The 20,613-nt window shown below is 52.6% G+C and carries 18 protein-coding genes; 8 read left to right on the top strand and 10 right to left on the bottom strand.

Features of this window, described 5'->3' with window-relative positions; genetic code table 11:
- Positions 1-181: 181 nt before the first annotated feature.
- The 3 genes from PBOR_RS02215 (at position 182) to PBOR_RS02205 (ending at position 2,466) form a co-directional block, all read left to right on the top strand.
- Positions 182-442: a GlsB/YeaQ/YmgE family stress response membrane protein gene (locus PBOR_RS02215; RefSeq protein WP_036732764.1), complete on the top strand. Its 261-nt coding sequence runs from the start codon at positions 182-184 to the stop codon at positions 440-442.
- Between the two features lie 197 nt (positions 443-639).
- Positions 640-1,146: a CcdC family protein gene (locus PBOR_RS02210; protein ID WP_042210230.1), complete on the top strand. Its 507-nt coding sequence runs from the start codon at positions 640-642 to the stop codon at positions 1,144-1,146.
- Between the two features lie 357 nt (positions 1,147-1,503).
- The gene (locus PBOR_RS02205; RefSeq protein ID WP_042210229.1) at positions 1,504-2,466 is read left to right on the top strand and encodes an L-lactate dehydrogenase; all 963 of its coding nucleotides are present in this window, start codon (positions 1,504-1,506) and stop codon (positions 2,464-2,466) included.
- Between the two features lie 107 nt (positions 2,467-2,573).
- Here the strand turns inward: PBOR_RS02205 and PBOR_RS02200 are convergent, their stop codons facing one another.
- Positions 2,574-4,574 (bottom strand): methyl-accepting chemotaxis protein, encoded by a 2,001-nt coding sequence (locus PBOR_RS02200; protein ID WP_042210228.1) that lies wholly within the window; start codon positions 4,572-4,574, stop codon positions 2,574-2,576.
- A 251-nt stretch (positions 4,575-4,825) separates the two neighbouring features.
- Positions 4,826-7,150, bottom strand: coding sequence for a heavy metal translocating P-type ATPase (locus tag PBOR_RS02195; RefSeq protein ID WP_042210227.1), 2,325 nt, complete (start codon positions 7,148-7,150; stop codon positions 4,826-4,828).
- Between the two features lie 658 nt (positions 7,151-7,808).
- Here PBOR_RS02195 and PBOR_RS02190 point away from each other — a divergent pair.
- From PBOR_RS02190 to PBOR_RS02180, 3 genes are all read left to right on the top strand, one after another.
- Positions 7,809-8,903: a cation diffusion facilitator family transporter gene (locus PBOR_RS02190; RefSeq protein ID WP_081971881.1), complete on the top strand. Its 1,095-nt coding sequence runs from the start codon at positions 7,809-7,811 to the stop codon at positions 8,901-8,903.
- A gap of 237 nt (positions 8,904-9,140) precedes the next feature.
- Positions 9,141-9,497, top strand: a complete 357-nt coding sequence (locus PBOR_RS02185) for a transposase (RefSeq protein ID WP_042210226.1) — start codon at positions 9,141-9,143, stop codon at positions 9,495-9,497.
- A 17-nt stretch (positions 9,498-9,514) separates the two neighbouring features.
- Complete coding sequence (locus PBOR_RS02180) at positions 9,515-10,393, top strand: IS3 family transposase (RefSeq protein WP_081971880.1); 879 nt, start codon at positions 9,515-9,517, stop codon at positions 10,391-10,393.
- A gap of 272 nt (positions 10,394-10,665) precedes the next feature.
- On the opposite strand, the gene PBOR_RS02175 is transcribed toward PBOR_RS02180, so the two are convergent.
- From PBOR_RS02175 to PBOR_RS02140, 8 genes are all read right to left on the bottom strand, one after another.
- Positions 10,666-11,031: an ArsR/SmtB family transcription factor gene (locus PBOR_RS02175; RefSeq protein WP_042210224.1), complete on the bottom strand. Its 366-nt coding sequence runs from the start codon at positions 11,029-11,031 to the stop codon at positions 10,666-10,668.
- A 301-nt stretch (positions 11,032-11,332) separates the two neighbouring features.
- Positions 11,333-12,070, bottom strand: coding sequence for an ABC transporter permease (locus PBOR_RS02170; protein WP_042210223.1), 738 nt, complete (start codon positions 12,068-12,070; stop codon positions 11,333-11,335).
- Positions 12,071-12,072: 2 nt separating this feature from the next.
- Entirely contained in the window at positions 12,073-12,789 is a 717-nt protein-coding gene (locus PBOR_RS02165) for an ABC transporter permease (RefSeq protein ID WP_042210222.1), read from the bottom strand.
- Positions 12,786-13,697, bottom strand: coding sequence for an ABC transporter ATP-binding protein (locus PBOR_RS02160; RefSeq protein ID WP_042210221.1), 912 nt, complete (start codon positions 13,695-13,697; stop codon positions 12,786-12,788). The genes PBOR_RS02165 and PBOR_RS02160 overlap by 4 nt, the downstream gene beginning before the upstream one ends.
- A 78-nt stretch (positions 13,698-13,775) precedes the next feature.
- Positions 13,776-15,200, bottom strand: a complete 1,425-nt coding sequence (locus tag PBOR_RS02155; protein WP_042210220.1) for a sensor histidine kinase — start codon at positions 15,198-15,200, stop codon at positions 13,776-13,778.
- Positions 15,197-15,871 (bottom strand): response regulator transcription factor, encoded by a 675-nt coding sequence (locus PBOR_RS02150; RefSeq protein WP_042210219.1) that lies wholly within the window; start codon positions 15,869-15,871, stop codon positions 15,197-15,199. Before PBOR_RS02150 ends, PBOR_RS02155 begins: the two co-directional genes overlap by 4 nt.
- 97 nt (positions 15,872-15,968) lie before the next feature.
- Complete coding sequence (locus PBOR_RS02145) at positions 15,969-17,006, bottom strand: EAL domain-containing protein (protein ID WP_042210218.1); 1,038 nt, start codon at positions 17,004-17,006, stop codon at positions 15,969-15,971.
- 191 nt (positions 17,007-17,197) lie between these two features.
- Positions 17,198-17,638, bottom strand: a complete 441-nt coding sequence (locus PBOR_RS02140) for a pyridoxamine 5'-phosphate oxidase family protein (protein WP_042210217.1) — start codon at positions 17,636-17,638, stop codon at positions 17,198-17,200.
- A 161-nt stretch (positions 17,639-17,799) separates the two neighbouring features.
- Between PBOR_RS02140 and PBOR_RS02135 the strand changes: the two genes are divergently transcribed.
- Together PBOR_RS02135 and PBOR_RS02130 are read left to right on the top strand one after the other, a co-directional pair.
- Positions 17,800-19,008 carry an MFS transporter gene (locus tag PBOR_RS02135; RefSeq protein WP_042210216.1) on the top strand — a complete coding sequence of 403 codons (1,209 nt, stop codon included), beginning with the start codon at positions 17,800-17,802 and terminating at the stop codon, positions 19,006-19,008.
- A gap of 47 nt (positions 19,009-19,055) precedes the next feature.
- Positions 19,056-20,516: a hypothetical protein gene (locus PBOR_RS02130; protein WP_042210215.1), complete on the top strand. Its 1,461-nt coding sequence runs from the start codon at positions 19,056-19,058 to the stop codon at positions 20,514-20,516.
- Positions 20,517-20,613 lie beyond the last annotated feature (97 nt).

Here is a 20,613-nt window from a genome sequence, read left to right as displayed (position 1 = left end):
GCAAAATTTACTATAACATGTTTATGTACCCAAGACATTACCAGGCTTAAACAGCATAAATATGGATACAATAGAATACTAAATATAAGTGTGCATGCAATATTTTACACTTGGTTTAAACGCTCTGCAGGAGGTTAATAGTAACCATCGAAGATAACAAACACAAAGGAGCTGAAGGATAATGAGTTTATTATGGATGTTGATTGTTGGTGGCGTGATTGGTTGGTTGGCAGGCCTGATTATGGGCAGAGATATTCCGGGTGGCATTATCGGCAACATTATCGCCGGTATCCTGGGTTCATGGCTCGGCGGCATGCTGCTGGGAAGCTGGGGACCAAAGATCAGTGACTACTATGTCTTCCCTTCATTGATTGGTGCCGTAGTTCTGATCTTCATCGTCAGCCTGATTCTGCGTTCGGTTGGCGGACGTAGCCGTTCTTAAGCTCTATGGCAGCATTCATATCTGAAGCTGCTGAAATATACTTATTAAGCAAACCCGCCAGGGTCGAACCTGGCGGGTTTGCTGTGTAAACAAATTGAGGCTGGCTTCACGACAGCGGATGATCCATTCTGAAATGGATCTGTTTTCTGTTATAATGAAGAAATAAGTGACCCAAATCACAGAGAGGAAAGTGAATCATGGGCAATATTAACCCCTCACTTCTGCATGTGGGCTCCACGCTGGGAGCCGTGTTCATGGCGCTGATGGTTATTTTCATCCGCTTGAAGGCTAGTGCCCGTCCGGTAACGATCCGCAAAATATGGATTCCGCCGCTTGGCATGTCCACCGGGTTCGCCATGTTTGTAGTACCGGAAGTCCGATTTCCCTGGTGGTGGGCTGTTGCAGCTTTCCTGGTCGGCTGGTTTATCTTTGCATATCCGCTAATGCGCAGCACCCGGTTCGAGGAACGGGAAGGACAGATTTATGCCCAGCGCTCCAAGAGCTTCGCCTTCATTCTGCTTGGACTGCTGCTGATCCGCACCCTTCTCCATGAGTTTATCAATCAATATGTATCCGTCCCGCAATCCGGCGGATTATTCTTCATTCTGGCCTTTGGCATGATTCTCCACTGGAGAGTGTTCATGTATAAGCATTACACCCAGATGCTGCCTGCAGAGGCCCAAATACCACAGCCCAGAGGGTAAGCAGGATACATACATCCTGGTCAGCGGGAAATATAAGGATGATTGATGGCGTAAACCCTATAAAACCTTATACACAAAGAGAGGGTGTCCCCAGCAGCCATGATCATGACTGCTGGGGACACCCTCTTTCATATTTTATTTGCGCCGGGCTTTCTGCATGGTTCTTAACTGCCCGGACCACATAATAGTTATAGCAATGAAGCAGCATAAGGCTGAGCCGGCATTTTTCTGACTTTCCATGTCAATTGTGACGAAAAACAGGCAGGATATACATGTCTTTTTCAACCCCATGTCAGGTAACTTGCGATCAGATCAGTTAGAATAAAAGCATACTTTTAGAGAGTGGGGACAAGGCAATTGAAAAGTAAATCGAGAAAAGTGGCAATCGTCGGCTCTGGTATGGTAGGTTCCAGCTGTGCCTATTCCATGGTCAATCAGGCCATATGCGATGAGATCATGATGATCGACCGCACCTACGACCGTGCCATGGCACAAGCGCTTGACCTCTCGCACTGCATGGATTTCACCGGAACACGCACCAAGGTGTACGCAGGCACCTCCAGCGATTGCGCCGGGATGGATGTTGTCATTCTGACGGCAGGCGCCAATCCCAAACCGGGGCAGACCCGGCTTGATGTGCTGGATGCCGCAGCAGTCATAACCAAGGAGATTGTTACTGAAATTATGGCCGGAGGTTTCGACGGTATTTTTGTCGTAGCCGCGAACCCCGTTGATATTGTCACCTATATGGTATGGAAGATTTCCGGCCTGCCGCGGCACCGGATCATCGGCACAGGCACCTCGATTGATTCTTCCCGCCTGAAAACGCTGCTGTCCGAGGTATTCACCATCGATCCGCGCAGCGTCAACGGTTACGCACTCGGCGAGCACGGGGAGTCCCAGTTCGTGGCCTGGTCCCATGTAACGATCGGCGGCAAGCCGATTCTGCAGATCATGGAGCAGCACCGTGAGCGTTTCAGCACCCTGGACCTTGAGGATATCGCCCGCAAGACGAAGGATGCCGGCTGGGAGATCTTCACCCGTAAAGGCTCCACGCATTTCGGAATCGGCAGTGCACTGGCCTACATCACACGCTCTATTCTGAATGATGAGCACAAAATCATCGCCGTTTCGGCGATTCTGGACGGCGAGTACGGCCAAAGCGGCGTGTGCGCAGGTGCACCTGCCATTATTAGCAGCAGCGGCATTCAGGAACTGCTGGAGCTGAACCTCAGCGATGCCGAGATGGCGAAGTTTGAAGCCTCCTGCAGCATTATCCGCGGCGGAATCGATAGTCTGCAGCTGGAGCAGAAGCTGTAAGCCTAGCCCCCCTTCTGCGGAGGCTTATCTTGAAACAGCAAACACCCCTTTGCTTCATACACGGTAATCCGTGCGGAAGAGGGGTGTTATTTTATTGCAGCCAGCCTTTAATGGAACTTCTCAATCTCACTGCGCAATTCGGACATCAGCCCATTCAGGGATTCGGCTGAGGTTACAACCCTCCCCATCAGGCTCCGCTGCTCGGTTGAAGCCTCCGCAACCATCTCGGCGCTTTCCGCAGACTCCCTGGCAATGATCAGCATATCGGAAATAGAAGCCGTAATTTCTTCGGTTCCTGCCGACATTTGCTCATTAATGGCAGATACATCCTGAATCTGCAACGAAACCTCACGGATGGAAGAACGGATATGGTTGAAGGATTCGCCCACATTTTTCATTTTTCCCATACCATCGCCTATTTCAACAATACTCTTCTCCATAGAGACCGCAGCATCCCTCGTCGAGTCTTGAATCTGGCGGATCAGTTCGACAATGTTCACAATGGCACCGTTTGTCCGTTCAGCCAGCTTCTTCACTTCATTCGCCACAACTCCGAAGCCGCGACCGTGCTCCCCTGCTCTGGCAGCTTCAATAGAAGCGTTAAGTGATAACAGACCTGTCTGATTGGAGATTTCCGAGATCACATCTATGATCTGTCCAATCTGCTCCGATTGTCCGGTCAGGTTGCTGATCAGCTCTGCAGTCTGCCCTGCAGTGGTGCTGATTACTGTCATCTGTTCCAGCGTAGCCTGAATCTCCAGATAACCGCTCTCTACCTCGCTGCTGACCGTTTCAGCCTGATCTGACACACTGACCGAGGATTCAGCAATTCTCTGCAGTCCGATAGCCATCTCTTCCGTGGCTCTTGCCGCCTGCTCCGAACCTCTGAACTGCTCCTCCATGCCCCTTGCTACTTCCTGGACAACCGTCTCAATCTCCGCTGAAGTATTGGAGGTCTGATTGGCATAATTCAGCACACCTTCTCCAGAGACAGCCACTTGGGCGACTGTGGCATCGATTTTGCCGACAATTCCGGCCAGGCCTCCGATCATATCATTGATGCTCTGGCTCATCTGGCCAATCTCATCCCCTGAACGCACGGCAACCCGTTCACTCAGATGGCCTTCTGCCACCCGTCTCATTACACCGGAGATCGCTACAATCGGCTTCACAATCAAGCGGGTAAGGTACAGGGAGATTGCGATAACAACCAGTATAACTACAATAATAAATAGCAGGGAGATGGTCTGGGCAGAGGTTACTTTGGCTGTAATCTCACTCTTTGGAACGCTGATCAGCAGCTTCCAGTCTGTGCTGGGTATCGTACGGAAATAGGTAATAACCTGCTTCCCGTCTTCGTCCTTGTAGGTCTCCGAACCTTGTTCATTTGCCAGTATATTCTTGATGGCTTCCTTCATTCCCGGTGTCCCGGCATAATCCGCTATGTTCTTCCCGATCCGGTCCATATCAGAAGAAGTGTAATAATTACCTTGAGCTGAAATCACATATCCATAACCGGTTTCGGCTACATGGATGTTCTTGCTCATCTCCGTCAGAATATCAGGGGTTACCGAGAAGGCGATGCCTCCGGCGAATTGATTGTCTTTATCCACTGCCGGAACGAAGACCGGAATGATATTTTTATTCAGCTGCTCCAAAAAGGACATATCGGCTACAGCCGGCGCGTGGCTCGTCTTGGCTTCCTGGAAATAGGCTTCTCCGCTGACATCTGCGGTAAGATTAAGGGAATTCGACAATATCCCCTCTTTATTAATAACACTGTAGCCTTCGGATTGTCTGTCGCTGTCTTCCAGCACCTTGATCACCGGGAATATAGTTCCAGGCTTTGAGGTGTCGAATTCAGGATGCATGGCCATCAGTTCCTGTACCGCAGACGTTTTCGCGTTTATCCATTCATCGATCCGTGTAGTATTCATCTCCAGGATACTCTCTGCCAGTTCTTCACTGTCCGCCCGGGTCACACCGCCAAAGTATTGCATGAAAAAGAGGGTCGCTCCCAGCAGAGGCACAATTGCTACTGCCAAAATGACAAGCGACCACTTTTTCTGCAGAGAACCAGATTTTCCATTGTTTGCATTCATTTTCATTTTTGACCACAAGCTTGCCTTCTTCACCGAATGTCCCCCCAGAAAACCGTTGTAATTTTCCATATGCTGTAAATATATAATGATATATCGGCATAAATAGACAAAAAACATTATACATCCAATAAAAAATAAGCCTCAGGACCCAATATTTAGGATCATGACGGCTTATTTTTTCATAATTATTTCATAATTTATAAATCAAAATCCGGCAAAAGTAATACGTTTATAAATTGGGCATCTGCTCTCTATCCTCATTTCGGAGGCTGCAAAGCGCGCATACTGTTGAGCACGGCAAGCACGGTCACCCCGACATCAGAGAATACGGCCTCCCACATGGTAGCAATCCCGAACGCTCCCAGCAGCAGGAAGACGGCCTTGACCCCCAGCGCAAAAATAATATTCTGCCACACGATGGTCCGCGTGCGCTTGGCAATGCCGATTGCGGCGGCAATCTTCGAGGGTTCATCGGTCATAATTACAATATCTGCCGCTTCTATGGCCGCATCCGAGCCAAGTCCGCCCATGGCGATTCCGACATCTGCTCTGGCCAGCACCGGAGTATCATTAATCCCGTCTCCGACAAAAATGATCTTCTCCTTCGGCCCCTTCTCCCGCTCCAGACGTTCAATCGCTTCCACCTTATCCCCGGGCAGCAGTTCAGCATGAATCTCCTGAATTCCCAGCTGTCTGCCGACAGACTCGGCAACAGAAGAAGCATCGCCCGTCAACATGACGGTCTTGCGGATTCCCAGCGCGTTCAGCTCCTGAATGGCCCGCTGTGCATCCTCTTTCACTTCATCGGCAATAACGATATAACCTGCATACTGCTTATCCACGGCAATATGAACAACTGTGCCGCTCTGCTGCGGGGTACGGCTTGCAATTCCTTCCCGTTCCATCAGCCGGGCATTCCCGGCCAGCACTGCCTTACCTTCGACTGTTACAGCAATACCGTGGCCGGATATTTCATTATAGCCCGTGATGGCTTCTCCAGGGATGGCCTCTCCGTAAGCGGAGCGGATCGATTCGGCAATCGGATGACTGGAATGGCTCTCGGCATAAGCGGCAATCCGCAGCAATTCCTGCTGGGTGAATCCTTCCGCCGGATAATTCCCGGTCACGCTGAATTGCCCTTTGGTCAAGGTTCCCGTCTTATCAAATACGACAACCTTCACATCATTTAAGGCTTCCAGGAAATTACTGCCCTTGACCAGAATCCCGTTCCGCGAAGCGGCCCCGATACCGCCGAAGAATCCTAGCGGGATCGATACCACAAGCGCACAGGGACAAGAAATAACAAGAAAGACGAGCGCGCGGTAGATCCAGTCCGAGAACGTGGCTCCGCTGAGTACCAGCGGCGGAACCACCGCCAGCAGCAGTGCTGTTATGACTACTACCGGCGTATAGGCACGGGCGAACTTCGTGATGAAATTCTCCGTCTTGGCTTTATTATTAGTGGCATTCTGCACCAGCTCCAGAATCTGCGAGACTGCCGATTCGCCGAAATCCTTCGTCACCTCGATGGTAACTACACCGTTGCGGTTAATGAATCCGCTCAACACCTGGCTGCCCGGCTGTGTGGAACGGGGTACGGATTCACCGGTCAGCGCCGAGGTATCCATCATCGCGCTGCCTTCCAGAATGATGCCGTCAAGCGGCACCTTCTCGCCCGGCTTAACCACGATGCTGTCTCCGACTGCTACCTCTTCCGGTGAGACCTTCCGCAGATTACTGCCTTCCTTCAAGTAAGCGAACTCCGGCCGGATATCCATCAGCGCTGTAATCGAACGGCGTGAACGATTCACTGCCATCCCCTGGAACAGCTCACCTACCTGATAGAAGAGCATAACCGCGACGCCTTCCGGATACTCTCCAATGGCAAAGGCCCCGATGGTCGCCAGCGCCATTAGAAAATTCTCATCGAATACCTGGCCGCGGATTATATTCCGCACAGCAGACAGGACTACTTCACCGCCGACGATAAGATACGCAGCCAGGAAGATTAGCAGCTCCGCGATTCCGCTGACCGGGAGGAACATCCCGGCAGCGGCCAGGATAGCTCCGCCGGCCAGGCGCAGCACGATTCTGCGCGTATTGCCTTCCCCATGCTCATGGCTGTGGCCGTGGCTGTGGTCATGGCCGTGCTCAGCGGCAGAGGTATGACTGTGGGTATGCTCCGCAGCCGCATGGGTATGGCCGTGTGCGTCATCCTGGTCATGTTCATGACTATGCGGCTCACCATCCGTATGGTTATGCTCCTGACCCTGAACAGCTACACGGCGGACCTGGCCGGGACTGCCCGCAGCCAGCGGCTTCTTGACCGCCCGCGAAGCTGTTACTTCCCGCAGCTGCACATGCGGTTCAAGCTTGGTGACAGTATGCTGCGCCTGTTCTGCTACTTCTTCCGCAGCAGAAGCAGCTGTCTCCAGCGTCATTGTCTTAGTCGCAAAGTTGACCGAGCAGGAAGACACCCCTTCGATCTTCTTGACCTTATTCTCGATCTTCATGGCGCAATTCGCGCAGTCCAGACCCTCGAGTACCCATTTACGTTTCACATTGCCTTGTACCGTATTCAAATGACTCATCTCCCTTGATAAAACCTATATATGAGTATTTGTTCATATGTTAACTTACACATATTATATTCCCCTGAAACTTAGAGTGTCAATGCACTCCGCGCATAGTTTTTGGCTTTTTCAAGAAAAATAACAGTTAAAATAACTGTATAACTTAAACTGGAGAAGTACCGGGAACTACCGGGAACTACTGAGAACTACCGAGAATTACAGAGAATTACAGAGAAGTGCCGAAAACTACTGGTGAACTTTGGAGAGCTGCCGGACCCGCACCGGACGTCTTGCACCTGAATTGTAATTGCAGGTAGCTGCTAGAGGGTAAATGCTCAAGTTCTACCTGTAGTTTGTATAGCTGAAATGTTCTATTTCCGCGCAGAAGAGTTTACTCTTCCAGATTATCTTATAGCTGCAGCAAGTAAAGTTATCCGCTATGCGTTCCACAATACCACGCGCGTATATCCCTACCCGGCAGACATTATCCGGGTGAAAATCCGTCCAACAGGCATTTGTACGTATATTGAAGCGACGGGGATTTTTGTGCCAACTTAATTCTGGACAGGGAAAAAAATTGCTGCAAACCCTTGTAAATTGTATTCAGCCGTCATAATATTAACATATGAGCAATCATTCATATGTTAACTGAAAAGAGGCACAATTTATGAATAATCCTAAATATCCGGGTAGTGTAACGCATGATGAATCGCAAGAGCATAACCATTCAGAGTATTCCAGCCACTCAGATCACTCAGATCATTCAGAGCAGCACAAGCATGACACTGATAGAACTGTCAGCTCGGCTGGCGGGCATGGGCACAGCGGGCATCAGCACAGCGGACACGGGGCTGCGGATCATTCACATTCGCATTCACATTCCCACTCCCATGCACCGGACAATAAGAAAGGTCTGCTGATCGCCTTAATCATCACCGGCGGCATTATGTTCCTCGAATTCTTCGGCGGTCTCGTCACCGGCAGCCTGGCTCTGCTGTCTGATTCCGGGCATATGCTCAGCGATACCGCCTCGCTGGCACTGAGCCTGGTCGCGATGATTATTGCCGTAAAGCCGCCGTCAGCGAAGAATTCCTACGGCTTCTACAGATTTGAGATTATGGCAGCCCTGTTCAACGGGGTAACGCTGTTTGTTATCGCCGGCTTTATTATGTGGGAGGCATATCAGCGCTTCTTCTCGCCTCCGGCAGTAGCCAGCGGAACCATGATGCTGATCGCCGCTGTCGGGCTGCTGGCCAATCTCATCAGTGCCTGGTCGCTGATGCGCAAAAGCGAAGCTAAAGACAACATCAATATCCGCAGTGCCTATCTGCATATTATGGGCGATGCCCTCGGCTCTGTCGGCGCCCTGCTCGCAGGCCTGATTATGAATCTGTTCTCCTGGTACGTAGCAGATCCCATCATCAGCGTGCTGGTTGCCCTTCTCATTCTGCGCAGCGCCTGGGGTGTCATTAAGCAGGCTTTCCATATTCTTATGGAAGGTACTCCGCTCACGGTGAATACCCGTCATGTGCAGGAGGCGCTGCTGGAAATCGAAGGCGTATTGGATGTGCATGACCTGCATATCTGGACAATTACCTCCGGACTGGATGCTCTCAGCGGCCATCTCCTGATCGGGGATCACACCGACCACCAGCTGGTGCTGCAACAGGCTATTAAGGTTGTGGAAGAGAAATTCGGCATTCATCACACTACACTGCAGATTGAGAATTCTTCCTTGAAGCACGGGAAGCTTCCTGTTTAATTGGCTTTTGCGAGGGCTTTTGCAAGGGCTTTTGCGGACAGGACATAATTGTTGTATGTAATGCAACTTGGATTCACAGATATCAGGGTGTGCGGGATTATTATTGTATGAAATGCAAGAATATTCCCGCTAAGCCGCCTGGAAGAGGGAGAATCCTGCAGTTTCTCCTAGGCCCCCTAATGGAACTGGAGAGTTCTCCCCCAATTTATTACACTGTTAAAGAGGGAGGCGAGCCCCATGAAGAAGAAACGAGCCTACGAGGAAATTAAGCTTCAGATTGTGAAAGAAGCACTCTCCGGTGTCAAAGTGGGGGTGTTAGCCCGGCGGTACGAAATGCATCCGGAAACCATACGTACCTGGATTCGCATGTACCGGGATGAGATCCCGGATAACGAGATCCCGGCGACCGATGACCATCTGGTTGAAATGAAACGCCTACAGGAAGTGGAAGACAAGTATCAAAGTGCGGTGAAGCTGTTAGGCGAGAAAGAACTAGAAATTGAGATCTTACGTGAATTGCTAAAAAAACAGAACCCTGCTTATCCGACAAGCTCGAAATCGCGGACCGATTCCTTAAGCAGGGGCAAGTCGTAGCCACGGTCCTGCGTATCTTGGGCATTGCCTCCTCGACGTACTATGACCGCAAACAACGGGGAACTCACACGGGAATTGCCACCACTCCGGCTTCGCCCGGTCGTCCTCATCCGGGGTACTCCCTGAACGTTTCCGGAGAGAAGATTAGTGACGAGCAGATTCAAGAGTGGCTCATGGAGCTCGTTGAAGGCGAGGAGAATGGCTATGGATACAAGCTTCTCACCCAGTGCCTACGGGACCGTAGAGGGCTTATTCTGGACAAAAAGAAGGTGTACCGGCTCTGTAAGGAGCTCGGGATCTTACACCAGCAGCGTCCGGCTCACAGTCGTTATCCGCGCCATCTGGCCCGGAATCGGATTGTAACCGGCCCGAACCAGCTTTGGCAGATGGACATTAAATATGGGTACGTAATGGGACGGGACCGATTTTTCTTTGTTCTGAGTCTCATTGATGTGTTTGACCGGGTCATTGTCGGGTACTACCAGGGTTCCTCGTGCGACGCGGCAGCGGTGGTTCAGACACTAGAAAGGGCACTGCGAAGCCGGCTCCAAGACGGGGAGGCCAAGCCGGTCATTCGTACCGATAATGGCCCCCAGTTTCTAAGCCACGCGTTTGGAGAGGTTTGCGAAAAAGAGAGGCTAGAACATGAGCGTATTCCGCCAAAGACACCGAATATGAACGCCTACATTGAGTCGTTCCACAGCTTGCTAGAACGTGATCTGTTCCAAAAGACCGAGTACGAGACCTTTGAGGAGGCCTATGCCTCTGTGGACCAATACATGGATTTTTACAACCACCGCCGTTTACACGGGAGTTTGAGACGAAAACCCCCACTAGTTTTTTCGGAGTGGGTCATGCAACTGGCAGACCGCACTCCATTTTACCGGACATTATGAAAAAAAACGTAATCCTACGAGAAGTCGAGATTTAATGAGGAGGACTCCGGAATTAGGGGGCCTAACCGGTTTGTACAACAATTTTCAATTAACGCCTTTTTAATGGGCGAAATGTTGTATTTGGTACAGGATTATGGATCGAAGCAGTTAATTCAGTCGCCTACTCTGGAACAAGCCATTTCTCTATTAGACGCTGTCCAAACAAAAAGGGAATGTTCCCAAGAAGCCTAATTGCGGCTGCCGGGACATTCCCTTGTTCATTTCAAGGCGATCTATTCATGCCGGATGTGCTCATGGGTCTGCAGGAAGATCTGCTCCACATGTGCATCATTCAGCGAGTAAAATACAGTCTTGCCTTCTTTGCGGCGCTTCACAATCCGCAAGTTGCGCAAATAGCGGAGCTGGTGGGAAACGGCGGACTGTCCCATATCCAGGATTGCCGATAAGTCATGCACACATAGCTCCTGTTGGGATAAAGCGTAAATGAGCCGCACTCTTGTCGGGTCACCGAGTGCCTTGAACATCTCCGCCATCTTGTCTGTAGTCCCGCGGTCAGGCAGGATCAATGCCATAGATTCCGGTTCCAGCTCGGAACCATTGCATGTGTTGTCGCATTCTTCAAGTGCCGCTGGCTCCATGCTCTCGCCCTCCTCCATATGCTTATCCGGCATCACCGGCCGTTAATAGTTACTTCTACGATTAATTATAGAAAAAACTGCGCTCAATGTCCATGGAGAGAAATGCGGAGCAGGAGAGACTGCATATAAAAGTTAAGAGCAGAAGCAAACTATAATTAGAAATATCAGCATAATCAGGAGCATGGGCCAGATTAGAAGACTGCCTTACTCACACTCACACTCACACTCACACTCACACTCACACTCACACTCACACTCACAAATTATATAAGCCAAAAGCTATTCCGCAATAGCCCGGCCCTTAAACCGCTTTACGCCTAAAGAAGAACAATCCGGCTGCCAGGAACAGTATCAGGCTCCCGGACACTACAATCATCAGGCTCTCCACGGGCAGGTTGAACGCGCCGAATTTGTCTTCCCCGAAAGGCGACATGGCCAGCAGCGGCTGGACCCATGGATAGTAAGGCCCGTATGCAGCTGAATTTGCGATCAGCATATTGGGAATGGTGAAGCACACATTCAGCGCAAGCGGTGCGCCGAAGCTGCTCCAGCCCTGAGATACAGCCAGCTGCAGCGCAGCCAGCGGCAGGCAGGCGAACCAGCCGCCGAACAGGCTGGTCAGCAGCAGTCTCCAAGGCACTCCTCCCTCTGCACCGCGGTACAATCCCATCCCTAGCAGAGCTGCAAGAAAGAGCAGCTGCACAGCGGCCAGGAGCGCCATAACCATTGTATATTTGGCCAGGTATACCGAAGTCCGCCTAACCGGTAAGGCAAGCAGCATCTTCCAGCCGCCGTCACTGTGTTCGCTGCGGCAGATCAGAGCTGCGAAGATACCCGAGAGCACCGGGAGGAATAACATGGCGTGAATGACTGACATAGCACTGAGCAATACCTGCCAGGTGAATACCCCGTCCGGCTGCCGGTCTGCGACTGCCCCGACAGCCAAGGCGATCAGCGGACTGATCAGAATCAGCAGCCAGACCCAGGACCCCGACATCTTCAGCCGCTCCGCAGACATAATGCGTAAGAAAGGTCTCATCTTCAATTCACATCCTTTCGCGCGAAATGCAGGGCTCCCGGCAGCAGCACCAGTGCTCCGAGGAGCAGGCCCGCCCCGCTGAATAACCAGGGACGCCCGGCATTCCAGGCCAGGGAAGGCCAGGAGAGCGGAATCCACTCGGAAAGGTATACCGAGAACAGGCTAAGCAGCGACAGTGTCATTCCCATTGATACGGGAAGCGTCTGATTACGGCTGGACAAGGACAGCCACAGCTGCAGAACAATAACAGGCAGAGCTGCTGCGTAAGAAGCGAATCCTATGCGCAGGATATCAGCATAAGGGATCGGCTGGGTGCCGAATCCGAGCAGCAGTCCGAGAATGACTGAGCCTGCCGACAACAGAAGGCAGGACACCACCAGAAGCATCAGGCAGATCAGCAGCTTGGACATGAACACAGCCGTGCGCGAAATGGGCAATGCCAGCAGCTGCTTCCACGAGCTCGTCTGATGCTCGATATTCGCAATCAGCGAGCAGACGAGCGTCCCTCCAAGATACAGGGCGACCGGGACGAAGTCAGACACATTGCGAAGCAGGCCTCCCCACAGATCCGCACGGTACTGCTCCCGCAGATAATCATAGCGGAGCCCGAAATTTACTCCCTGCATGGCAATCAGGCCGACCGGTCCCAGGAACACCAGGAACCATAAGCCTTTGCCGCGGATCTTGAGCCAGTCTGCCGACAGCGCACGCCACGTCATGATTGCCCTCCCCCAACCACCTGCAGGAAGAATTCCTCCAGGGATTGCCTATGTTCTTCCACCCTGTAGATGGCATGGCCGTTCTCCACCAGTTCCTTGATCAGGAGGGCCACTCTGGCATTGCTCATCCGGGGCAGGATCAGCCTGCCCTCCTGCAGCCCGCCGCCGCAGCCGCGCCGCACCGCCAGCTCCAGTGCAGCTTCCGGCTCCGATAGCGCCAGGCGGAGATCCCCTGCCGCCTGCTCCTGCAGATGGGCAATCGTATCCTGGTAGACCATCTGTCCCTCACGGATAATGCCGACGGTTCCGGCCATTTGCTCGATTTCGCTCAGCAGATGGCTGGATACCAGAACAGTGATCCCCTGTTCCTCCGGCAGCCGCTTAATCAGTGAGCGGATTTCCTGAATGCCCGACGGGTCCAGCCCGTTGGTCGGTTCATCCAGAATCAGCAGCTCCGGACTGCCGAGCAGCGCTGCGGCAATGCCCAGCCGCTGCTTCATGCCCAGCGAGAAGCCTTTGACCGGCCGTCTCTCTTCCCCGGTAAGCGATACAATATCCAGTACCTCGGCAATGCGCGGCTTCGGCACATCCAGTATACGGCGGATCGCTTCCAGGTTGTCCAGGGCACTCAGATGACCATAATAAGAGGGGGATTCCACCAGGGAACCCACCTTACGCAGAATCTGCAGCTTGTTCCGGCGCAGCTCCCGGCCAAAAATTTCGATACTGCCCGAGGTCGGCTTAATCAGACCGAGCAGCATACGGATCGTCGTTGTTTTGCCCGCGCCGTTCGGACCAAGGAATCCATAGATTTCCCCTTGTCTGATATTTAGATTCAGTTCCTTCACGGCTGCACGGCCGCGGTATTCCTTAAGCAGCTCTTTTGTTTGTATTACTGTATCCTTCATTCTTTTCACCTCGGTAATCAGCATAACGTCCCAAGGTTAAAAGCGCGGAAGCAGCAAGTTTAAATTTTGTTTAAATTATCAGTCCGGCGGCCGCCTCCAGATTACAATCTCAGTGCCCTGTCCGGTACTCTCCATGCTCCATTCCAGCTCCATCCGCTTCAGCAGCAGATCCACAATGGACAGGCCCAGGCCCGCCCCTTTGGAATCGGTGCTCCCGTCCAGGCCTCCGCCGTGGTCCGAGATTACAATGACACGCTTACCTGCGCGGATCTCTGTAACAATCCCCACATATAGACCGCTGTGCGCATGGCGCAGAATGTTCTGGAACAGATTATCAATCACCCTGCGGAACCAGCTGTCATCGATATTCCAGTACAGCGGCGCTGCCTCCAGATCAATCTCAATCTGGTAACCTTCCTTCTCCCAGAGCGGATACCAGGCCGCAGCGCTCTCCCGCAGCAGTCTCAGGACATCCTTCTGCTCCAGCTTCAGCGTCACCCGCCCGCTGCTCAGCAGATTATAGGCCAGCAGATTCTCAATCAGCCCCCCCAGACTCTCGATCCGCTGATCCATCAGCTCAAGAGATTCCTGCCCGCGCAGTGACAATTCCTCCTTGCCAAGCACATGCAGGTGGCTGCGGATCACCGTGAGCGGCGTCCGCAGATCATGTGACAGATCGGCAACCAGCCGCTTGCGCAGGCCCTCTTCTTCCGCTTCCCTGGCACGGCTGGCCCCCAGCTCTGTAACCATAGTATTGAAAGCTTCCTCAAGACGCCCGATTTCGTCAGGCTTGCCCGGAGCCACCAGCTGCGGAAGCCCTTCACGCCCGGTAAAGACCATGGCGGTCTGCAGCCGCAGCAGCCTTCTGCGGATCATAATGAAGAAGAACCATGAGCTGACGACGAAGACTGTGAAAAATAACATCATGACTACCATATACCACGAATTCAGGCCTTGGGCGTATTTCACACCCGTGATTTCTTCCGGGATCTGCATGACCATGAAGCCCTCTCCGGCCGCAGCCTGATCCCCCACAAAAGCAACAATAGCCAGCGGTTTAAGCGCCGCACTATCCTTCATGAACGATACCGCCTCTGCAGCGGTCCACTGGGAAGGGACATCACTTACAGCTTGTCCGTCCTGCAGCAGCGGGGGACCTGAGGGTACCGTAATCAGCTGTGTCCTGCCCCCGTTATCTACCCAGAATATTCTGGCCAGATGGTAGGTTCCGCTCAATGCCCGGAGCCGCTCAGTAATACCCTCCGGCGGCTGTCCAAGCAGCTTCCGTGCTTCCTCATGCCACATCACTTCCAGCTTATCTACACTGGAATACAATGCATATTCCTCCGGAGGATCTTCATGGGCAAGCCCGCCGAAGGTACTGTACAGGACAATAGTCAGCGGAACAACAACGGGAATAAACAGCAGCGCAGCGATAATAATGAGCAGATAACGGAAAAGCAGCGAACGGCGCAGAAATTGAAGACGGCCCCTCCTTTTCATGCCCGCACCCGGTAACCGATGCCCCTGACCGTCTCAATAATCTCCGGCGCAGCCGGATCAAGCTCCAGCTTCTCGCGCAGATAACGGATATGGACCATGAGCGTCTTGTCGCCTTCGATATAGCTTTCACCCCAGACAGCTTCATAAATCTGCTCTTTGGTCAGAATCTGGCCAAGATGGCGCAGCAGATAGGAGAAAATCTGGAACTGCTTGCCGGTCAGCATGATTTCCCGTCCGCTCGCGGCTTCCTTAACTACACTGCTGCCCGGAATAACCTCCAGATGCTTAAGAATCAAGGAAGCAGGTGCCACAGAGCCGCTTCTTCTTAACAGGACCTCAATCCTTGCCGCCAGTTCATCAGGATGAAACGGCTTGGTTAAATAATCATCCGCGAATTCCAGCCCCTGGAGCTTATCGTCAATGGAAGTGCGCGCCGAGAGCATCAGGATCGGCAGCCCCGGATACGCCCGCTTCAGCCGCTGGCCGACGGTGAACCCGTCGAGCCCCGGCAGCATCACATCCAGCACCGCCAGCTGGCAGCCCTCAGCCGCTTCCAGCGCGCCTTCTCCGCTCTCCAGCCAGCGGACTGCATATTCCCGTTCCCGCAGATCGGCAGATACAGCGTTGCCGATCTCACGGTCATCTTCTACATACAATACTGTAACACCCATACAAAGCTTCGCCCCTTTCTCCTTCAGACAACATAACAAATCCCCGGAAGCAGTCCGTCTTCAAGGCTGCGCTCCGGGGAGAATGGATCTTGCTGATTCAGGCACTGAATCCGAAATGTGCCGGCGGCTTCTCTTCCGGCTTCCCGAAGAGATAACCCTGCCCGAGATCCATGCCGAGATCACGGCAGAAGAGAAACTCCTCGCGGCGCTCGATTCCCTCGGCAAGCACCTTTGCGCCGAAATCCCCGGCCCGGGAAATAATATCCCGCAGAACGGCCTGCTTGTCCTTATTCTGATCGCAGAAGCTGATCAGATCACGGTCGATTTTGACATAATCGGGCTTCAGGCTGGACATCACTTCTATAGTCGAATAACCCGCGCCGACATCATCCAGCGCAACCAGCATGCCCTGCTGGCGGTATTCGGCAAAGATGGCGCGGAGATGCGACATATCGTTTATTTTTTCCGTCTCCACCACTTCAAATACATAATCCTCCGGATTCTGGCCCAGCCGTTCAATAGTTTCGAAGGTATGCGTCAGGCAATACTTAGGATTATAAATGGAGGAAGGCAGGAAGTTAATGAACCGCTTGATGCCCTTCGGCAGCATTCTTGTACTCGTCTCAATGGCTGAAATCCTTGCCGCACGGTCCAGGAAGGAATGGAAGCCTGTGCGCCGGGCAATCTCAAACAGCTCATAGGGCTGAAAATGATTTCCTTGCGGCAGCGGCCGGAGCAGCATTTCAAATCCAATAATCTCTTCGGAGAAATTGACAATCGGCTGCATGTGGCTGCAGAAGTCATGGCTCATAATAATCGAAACCAGACTCTCGCTGGAGAACCGCACCTTCAGCTGATCCAGGGTCAGCCAGCGCTCCAGGGAAATCCGGGCTCCTCTGCCTTTAATACACAAGGACAGGGGGAGCTGCAGCTGCTCCTCGAGCACTCCCAGCATTCCCAATAGCTCTAGCAAATCTTCTTTGCTGCGGTAGGGTATAATACAGGTCCTGCTTGTCCCGAACACCTCATATCCTGCACTCCTTACCGCAGCGGCGAGGGGAGCGGAATAGGGGCGCAGCTTCAGTTCACCTTCATCTTCAATCGGGTCTATGTCAGCGCAGTCAACACAATTCATGGCAATCGCCTCCGCTTCAGGATGTCAAAATACTGAGGCAAGTATAGCATGATTTCCCATGTCCCATCTATTATTTACAGACATGCGGCGCACAGCGGCAAGGCCTTCCCTGAACCCCAAGGTTCATGAAAGGCCTGATCATTAACTTTACTCTATTATAGGCATTGAAATGTTCCTTTCAGTGCCGCTGCTTACTTACCGGATACTGCTGCTGTCCCCTGCCATACTCCGTGTTCCTTATTTTTGCCCATATATTCAATTCGTGTCGGGGACAGCTCAAGGATTACATAGTCCGGATCCTCCGGTCCCTTGAACCATTGCTCCAAGGATTTATTCCATACTTTCGAACGTAAACCTTCATCTTTGGTGACGGCTACTGTAGCTTCAATCTCCAGCACATCCTTGCCGCCGCCCTGCTCATAACCGAGCAGCAGAAAAGCATTCGGATTATCCTTAAGCTCCTCTACCTTATGGGTCTTGCGGTTCGTGGCCAGATAAATGTTCAATCCGTCATGAAATACCGCCATATAACGCACCTTAGGCTTGTTGCCGGCTTCTATCGTGCCGAAGGACCCGAACTTGTTGTCATCCAGCGCCTGTATGATCGTCTTCTCCAGCTCTTTGTTATCCATTGACGTGATAGCTCCTTTCGGATTCATGTGAATATAAGTTTATATATTCACGTCCGCAGTTTGGATTTATTATAAAAACTGTGCTTATTATAGTGTACCCGTCCAGTTCATAATGAATCCCGGACTTTGTTCTTAATTTCACCCAGAAGGAGCTTCTTCCCTTGAAAAAATTAATCTGGATCGGCTGTCTCTCCTATTTCGTCATCGGCCTCGCCCATGTGGTGCTGGGCTCTATTCTGCCCGTTCTGCTCCAGCATTATGACCGCAGCTACAGTGCCGGAGGCGGGCTGATCTTCAGCCAGTTCGGCGGCTTCCTCGCCGGTGTGCTGGTCTCGCCGCTGCTGAACCGCCGCTTCGGCAAACGCGGCGGCATCCTGATCGCCACCGGGCTGCTGATCTGCGCCGAAACGGCCTACGCCTTCCTCCCGCCCTGGGGCTGGATGTACGTGATCGCGATAGCCGCAGGCTTCGGCTTCGGGATGATTGAAGCCGTCATCGGCACAATCATTATTGCTGCCGTCACCGAAGGAACGGCTATTGCAATGAGCCGCCTGGAAGTGCTGTTCGGCGTGGGCGCGCTGCTCATGCCGCTGGCCGCAAGTCCGCTGATTGCCGCCGGCAGCTGGAGGCTGGCATTCCTGATCGTGGCCGCCTTCTCCCTGGTTTCCCTGCTCTTCTGGGCGAAGAGCGGCTTCGGACCGCTCCAGAGTGTGCTGGATGAGCGGCCGTCACGTCCTGCCGCTGCCGCTGCCTCCGCAGATGCAGCAGCACCCGCAACAATACCAGCCGCCAGCAAATCCGGGCGTCTGCCGTATAAGGGCAAACAATGGGTGCTGCTTGGACTGTTCATCGTCTTCTTCTTTCTCTATGTAGGCACCGAGATGAGTCTGGTCAATTTCATGCCGGCGATCTTCATCGCCAAGCTGGGCATGAGCGAAGCTTCAGCAGCGCTGACGGTTACCTTCTTCTGGCTGGCCATGTCGGCAGGCAGACTATTCGCCGGTGTCGTCGCCGAGCGGATCTCCTACCGCATCTATGTGCTCGTCAGCTGCTTCGCCGCTTTGCTGCTGCTGGTTATTTTCCCGTTCGCAGAGCACCGGATTGCCGCATTCGCCGTCATTCTGCTGCTCGGCCTGTTCATGTCCGGCATTTTCTCGATCGCCCTCGTCTTCGCAAGCAAGCTGCTGCCCGGTGCGGAGGAATCCACGCCAAGCATCATGATTGCCGCGGGCGGAATCGGCGGCGCGGTGCTGCCGCTGCTGACCGGCTGGTCCATGGATCATATGCAGATTGCCCAGACATCGGGGCTTCTGGCCGCTTTTGCCGCCGTATTATTCCTGCTTAGTGTGGCCGCCTGGAAAATCGGGTAATATAGCAAGCAAGATCAATATCCTGTGAATAAGGACGGAACCCCTATATGGCTGAGCTGCACTCCGCGAGACCCGAACCCACACTGCATACTGCATTGCTGCAATTCATTTTCCCCTTCTCCATCAAATCCGGGCAGGACAAAGAGCTGATCGGGCGTCTGCAGCAGGACGGGTTCACGCGTTTTTTTCTTGACAACAAAGATCTTGAGCATGCTTATTACGGGGAGGGCTACTGCGTTTCCCATGAGAAAATGGAGCGCAGCTACCTGCCGTTTGCCGCTCATGTCCTCTTTCCGCGTGAGAAGGATGCTGATTCCTTCCGCCGCTTTTCCCGGGTGAACAATCTGCAGTGCCAGCTCGAAATGCCGTTTCAATCTGTTCATTTCCGCGTGCTGTCCACGGATGTGTTCCTCTGCCCGTTTGAGCTTGGTTTCCTGACCGTAAGAGTGGCTATTGAAGAAGAGTCTTTCTCCTTCAGTACTGCGCTGGAATTCGCCGACCGTTTCCGTACACTGGAGGACGTATCCTACCAGGATAAGCAGTCCTTTATCCATTGTCATAAGAAGTCTTTCGGTCAAGTGGAGGATTTCGTGTTCAAGAATCTGGTTCCCGGACTAGAGCCGTTTCTCGATCCTGCGGAGATTGATGGCGCGTATTTCGAGACTCTGCCTTTTTTCGTGGATGAACGGATGCTGGTGCAGGCTTTCTATGGCTTCAACCGCGGGGAAGAACCGGATGAGATCAGTGTCGAGCTGCGCTACCGCGCCTCCCAGCTGGATGGGCTGAATATGGAGGGGAAGCCTTATACCAGTGCCAGCGATCCCGATTATATTGAGCAGTATACCTCTGAACATTGCTATAGCCGCTGGGGGCCGGACACCTATTATATGACCAATGAGCAGACCTTCTGCTGCCTGAGCCGGGCCGAGCCTGAAATCGCCACCCAGTTGATCAACCAGATGTATGGTGAGTATTATTATGGCCTGCTGCTGAGTATTTTTCATAAAATCGTACTGCTGAAGCTGGCCAATCTGCATTCCCGGCTGCGTATCAACCACGATTACGACGAGATCGAGAATCTGATCTTCCTAATCAACAAGTTCTCGGCCAAATTCTACTTTCTGGAGCTGATTTCGCAGTCCCAGGGACGGGAGATTTTCTTCCAGCTGCGCAAAGTATACGGTAATGACGCCCTGTTCGATGAAGTGAAGATGACGCTGAATGATCTGTTCCAGTATCAGGATAAATTCCAGTCCAAACGCAGGGATACGCTACTGATGGTCCTGACTGTATTTACAGTAATAAGCGGGATTTACGGCATGAATCAGGTGATTGAGGATCTGAAGGGCAAGATCGACTGGAGCAAAATGCTGGAATACTCTCCGTTTGAGTATCTGGCGCTGTTCCTCACCTTCTCCGGGATCGCAGTCAGTCTGGGCTTGACGCTGAAGGAGCTGTGGAGCGGAATCCGCAGCCGCCGCAGAAAGCGGTTCTATGATAAGGATTAGGAAGCTGCCGGTGACGGCGGCTTTTTTGTTATTTTCATTACTGCGGAAATCTTCTGAGTGATCTGCCCGACAGCATGCGTAGTAATACATAATAAGA

This window comes from Paenibacillus borealis (assembly GCF_000758665.1).
Classification (GTDB): Bacteria; Bacillota; Bacilli; order Paenibacillales; family Paenibacillaceae; genus Paenibacillus_AQ; species Paenibacillus_AQ borealis.
Note: the sequence above shows the minus strand (reverse complement) of the source record. Positions and strands in the feature narration are given on the sequence as shown.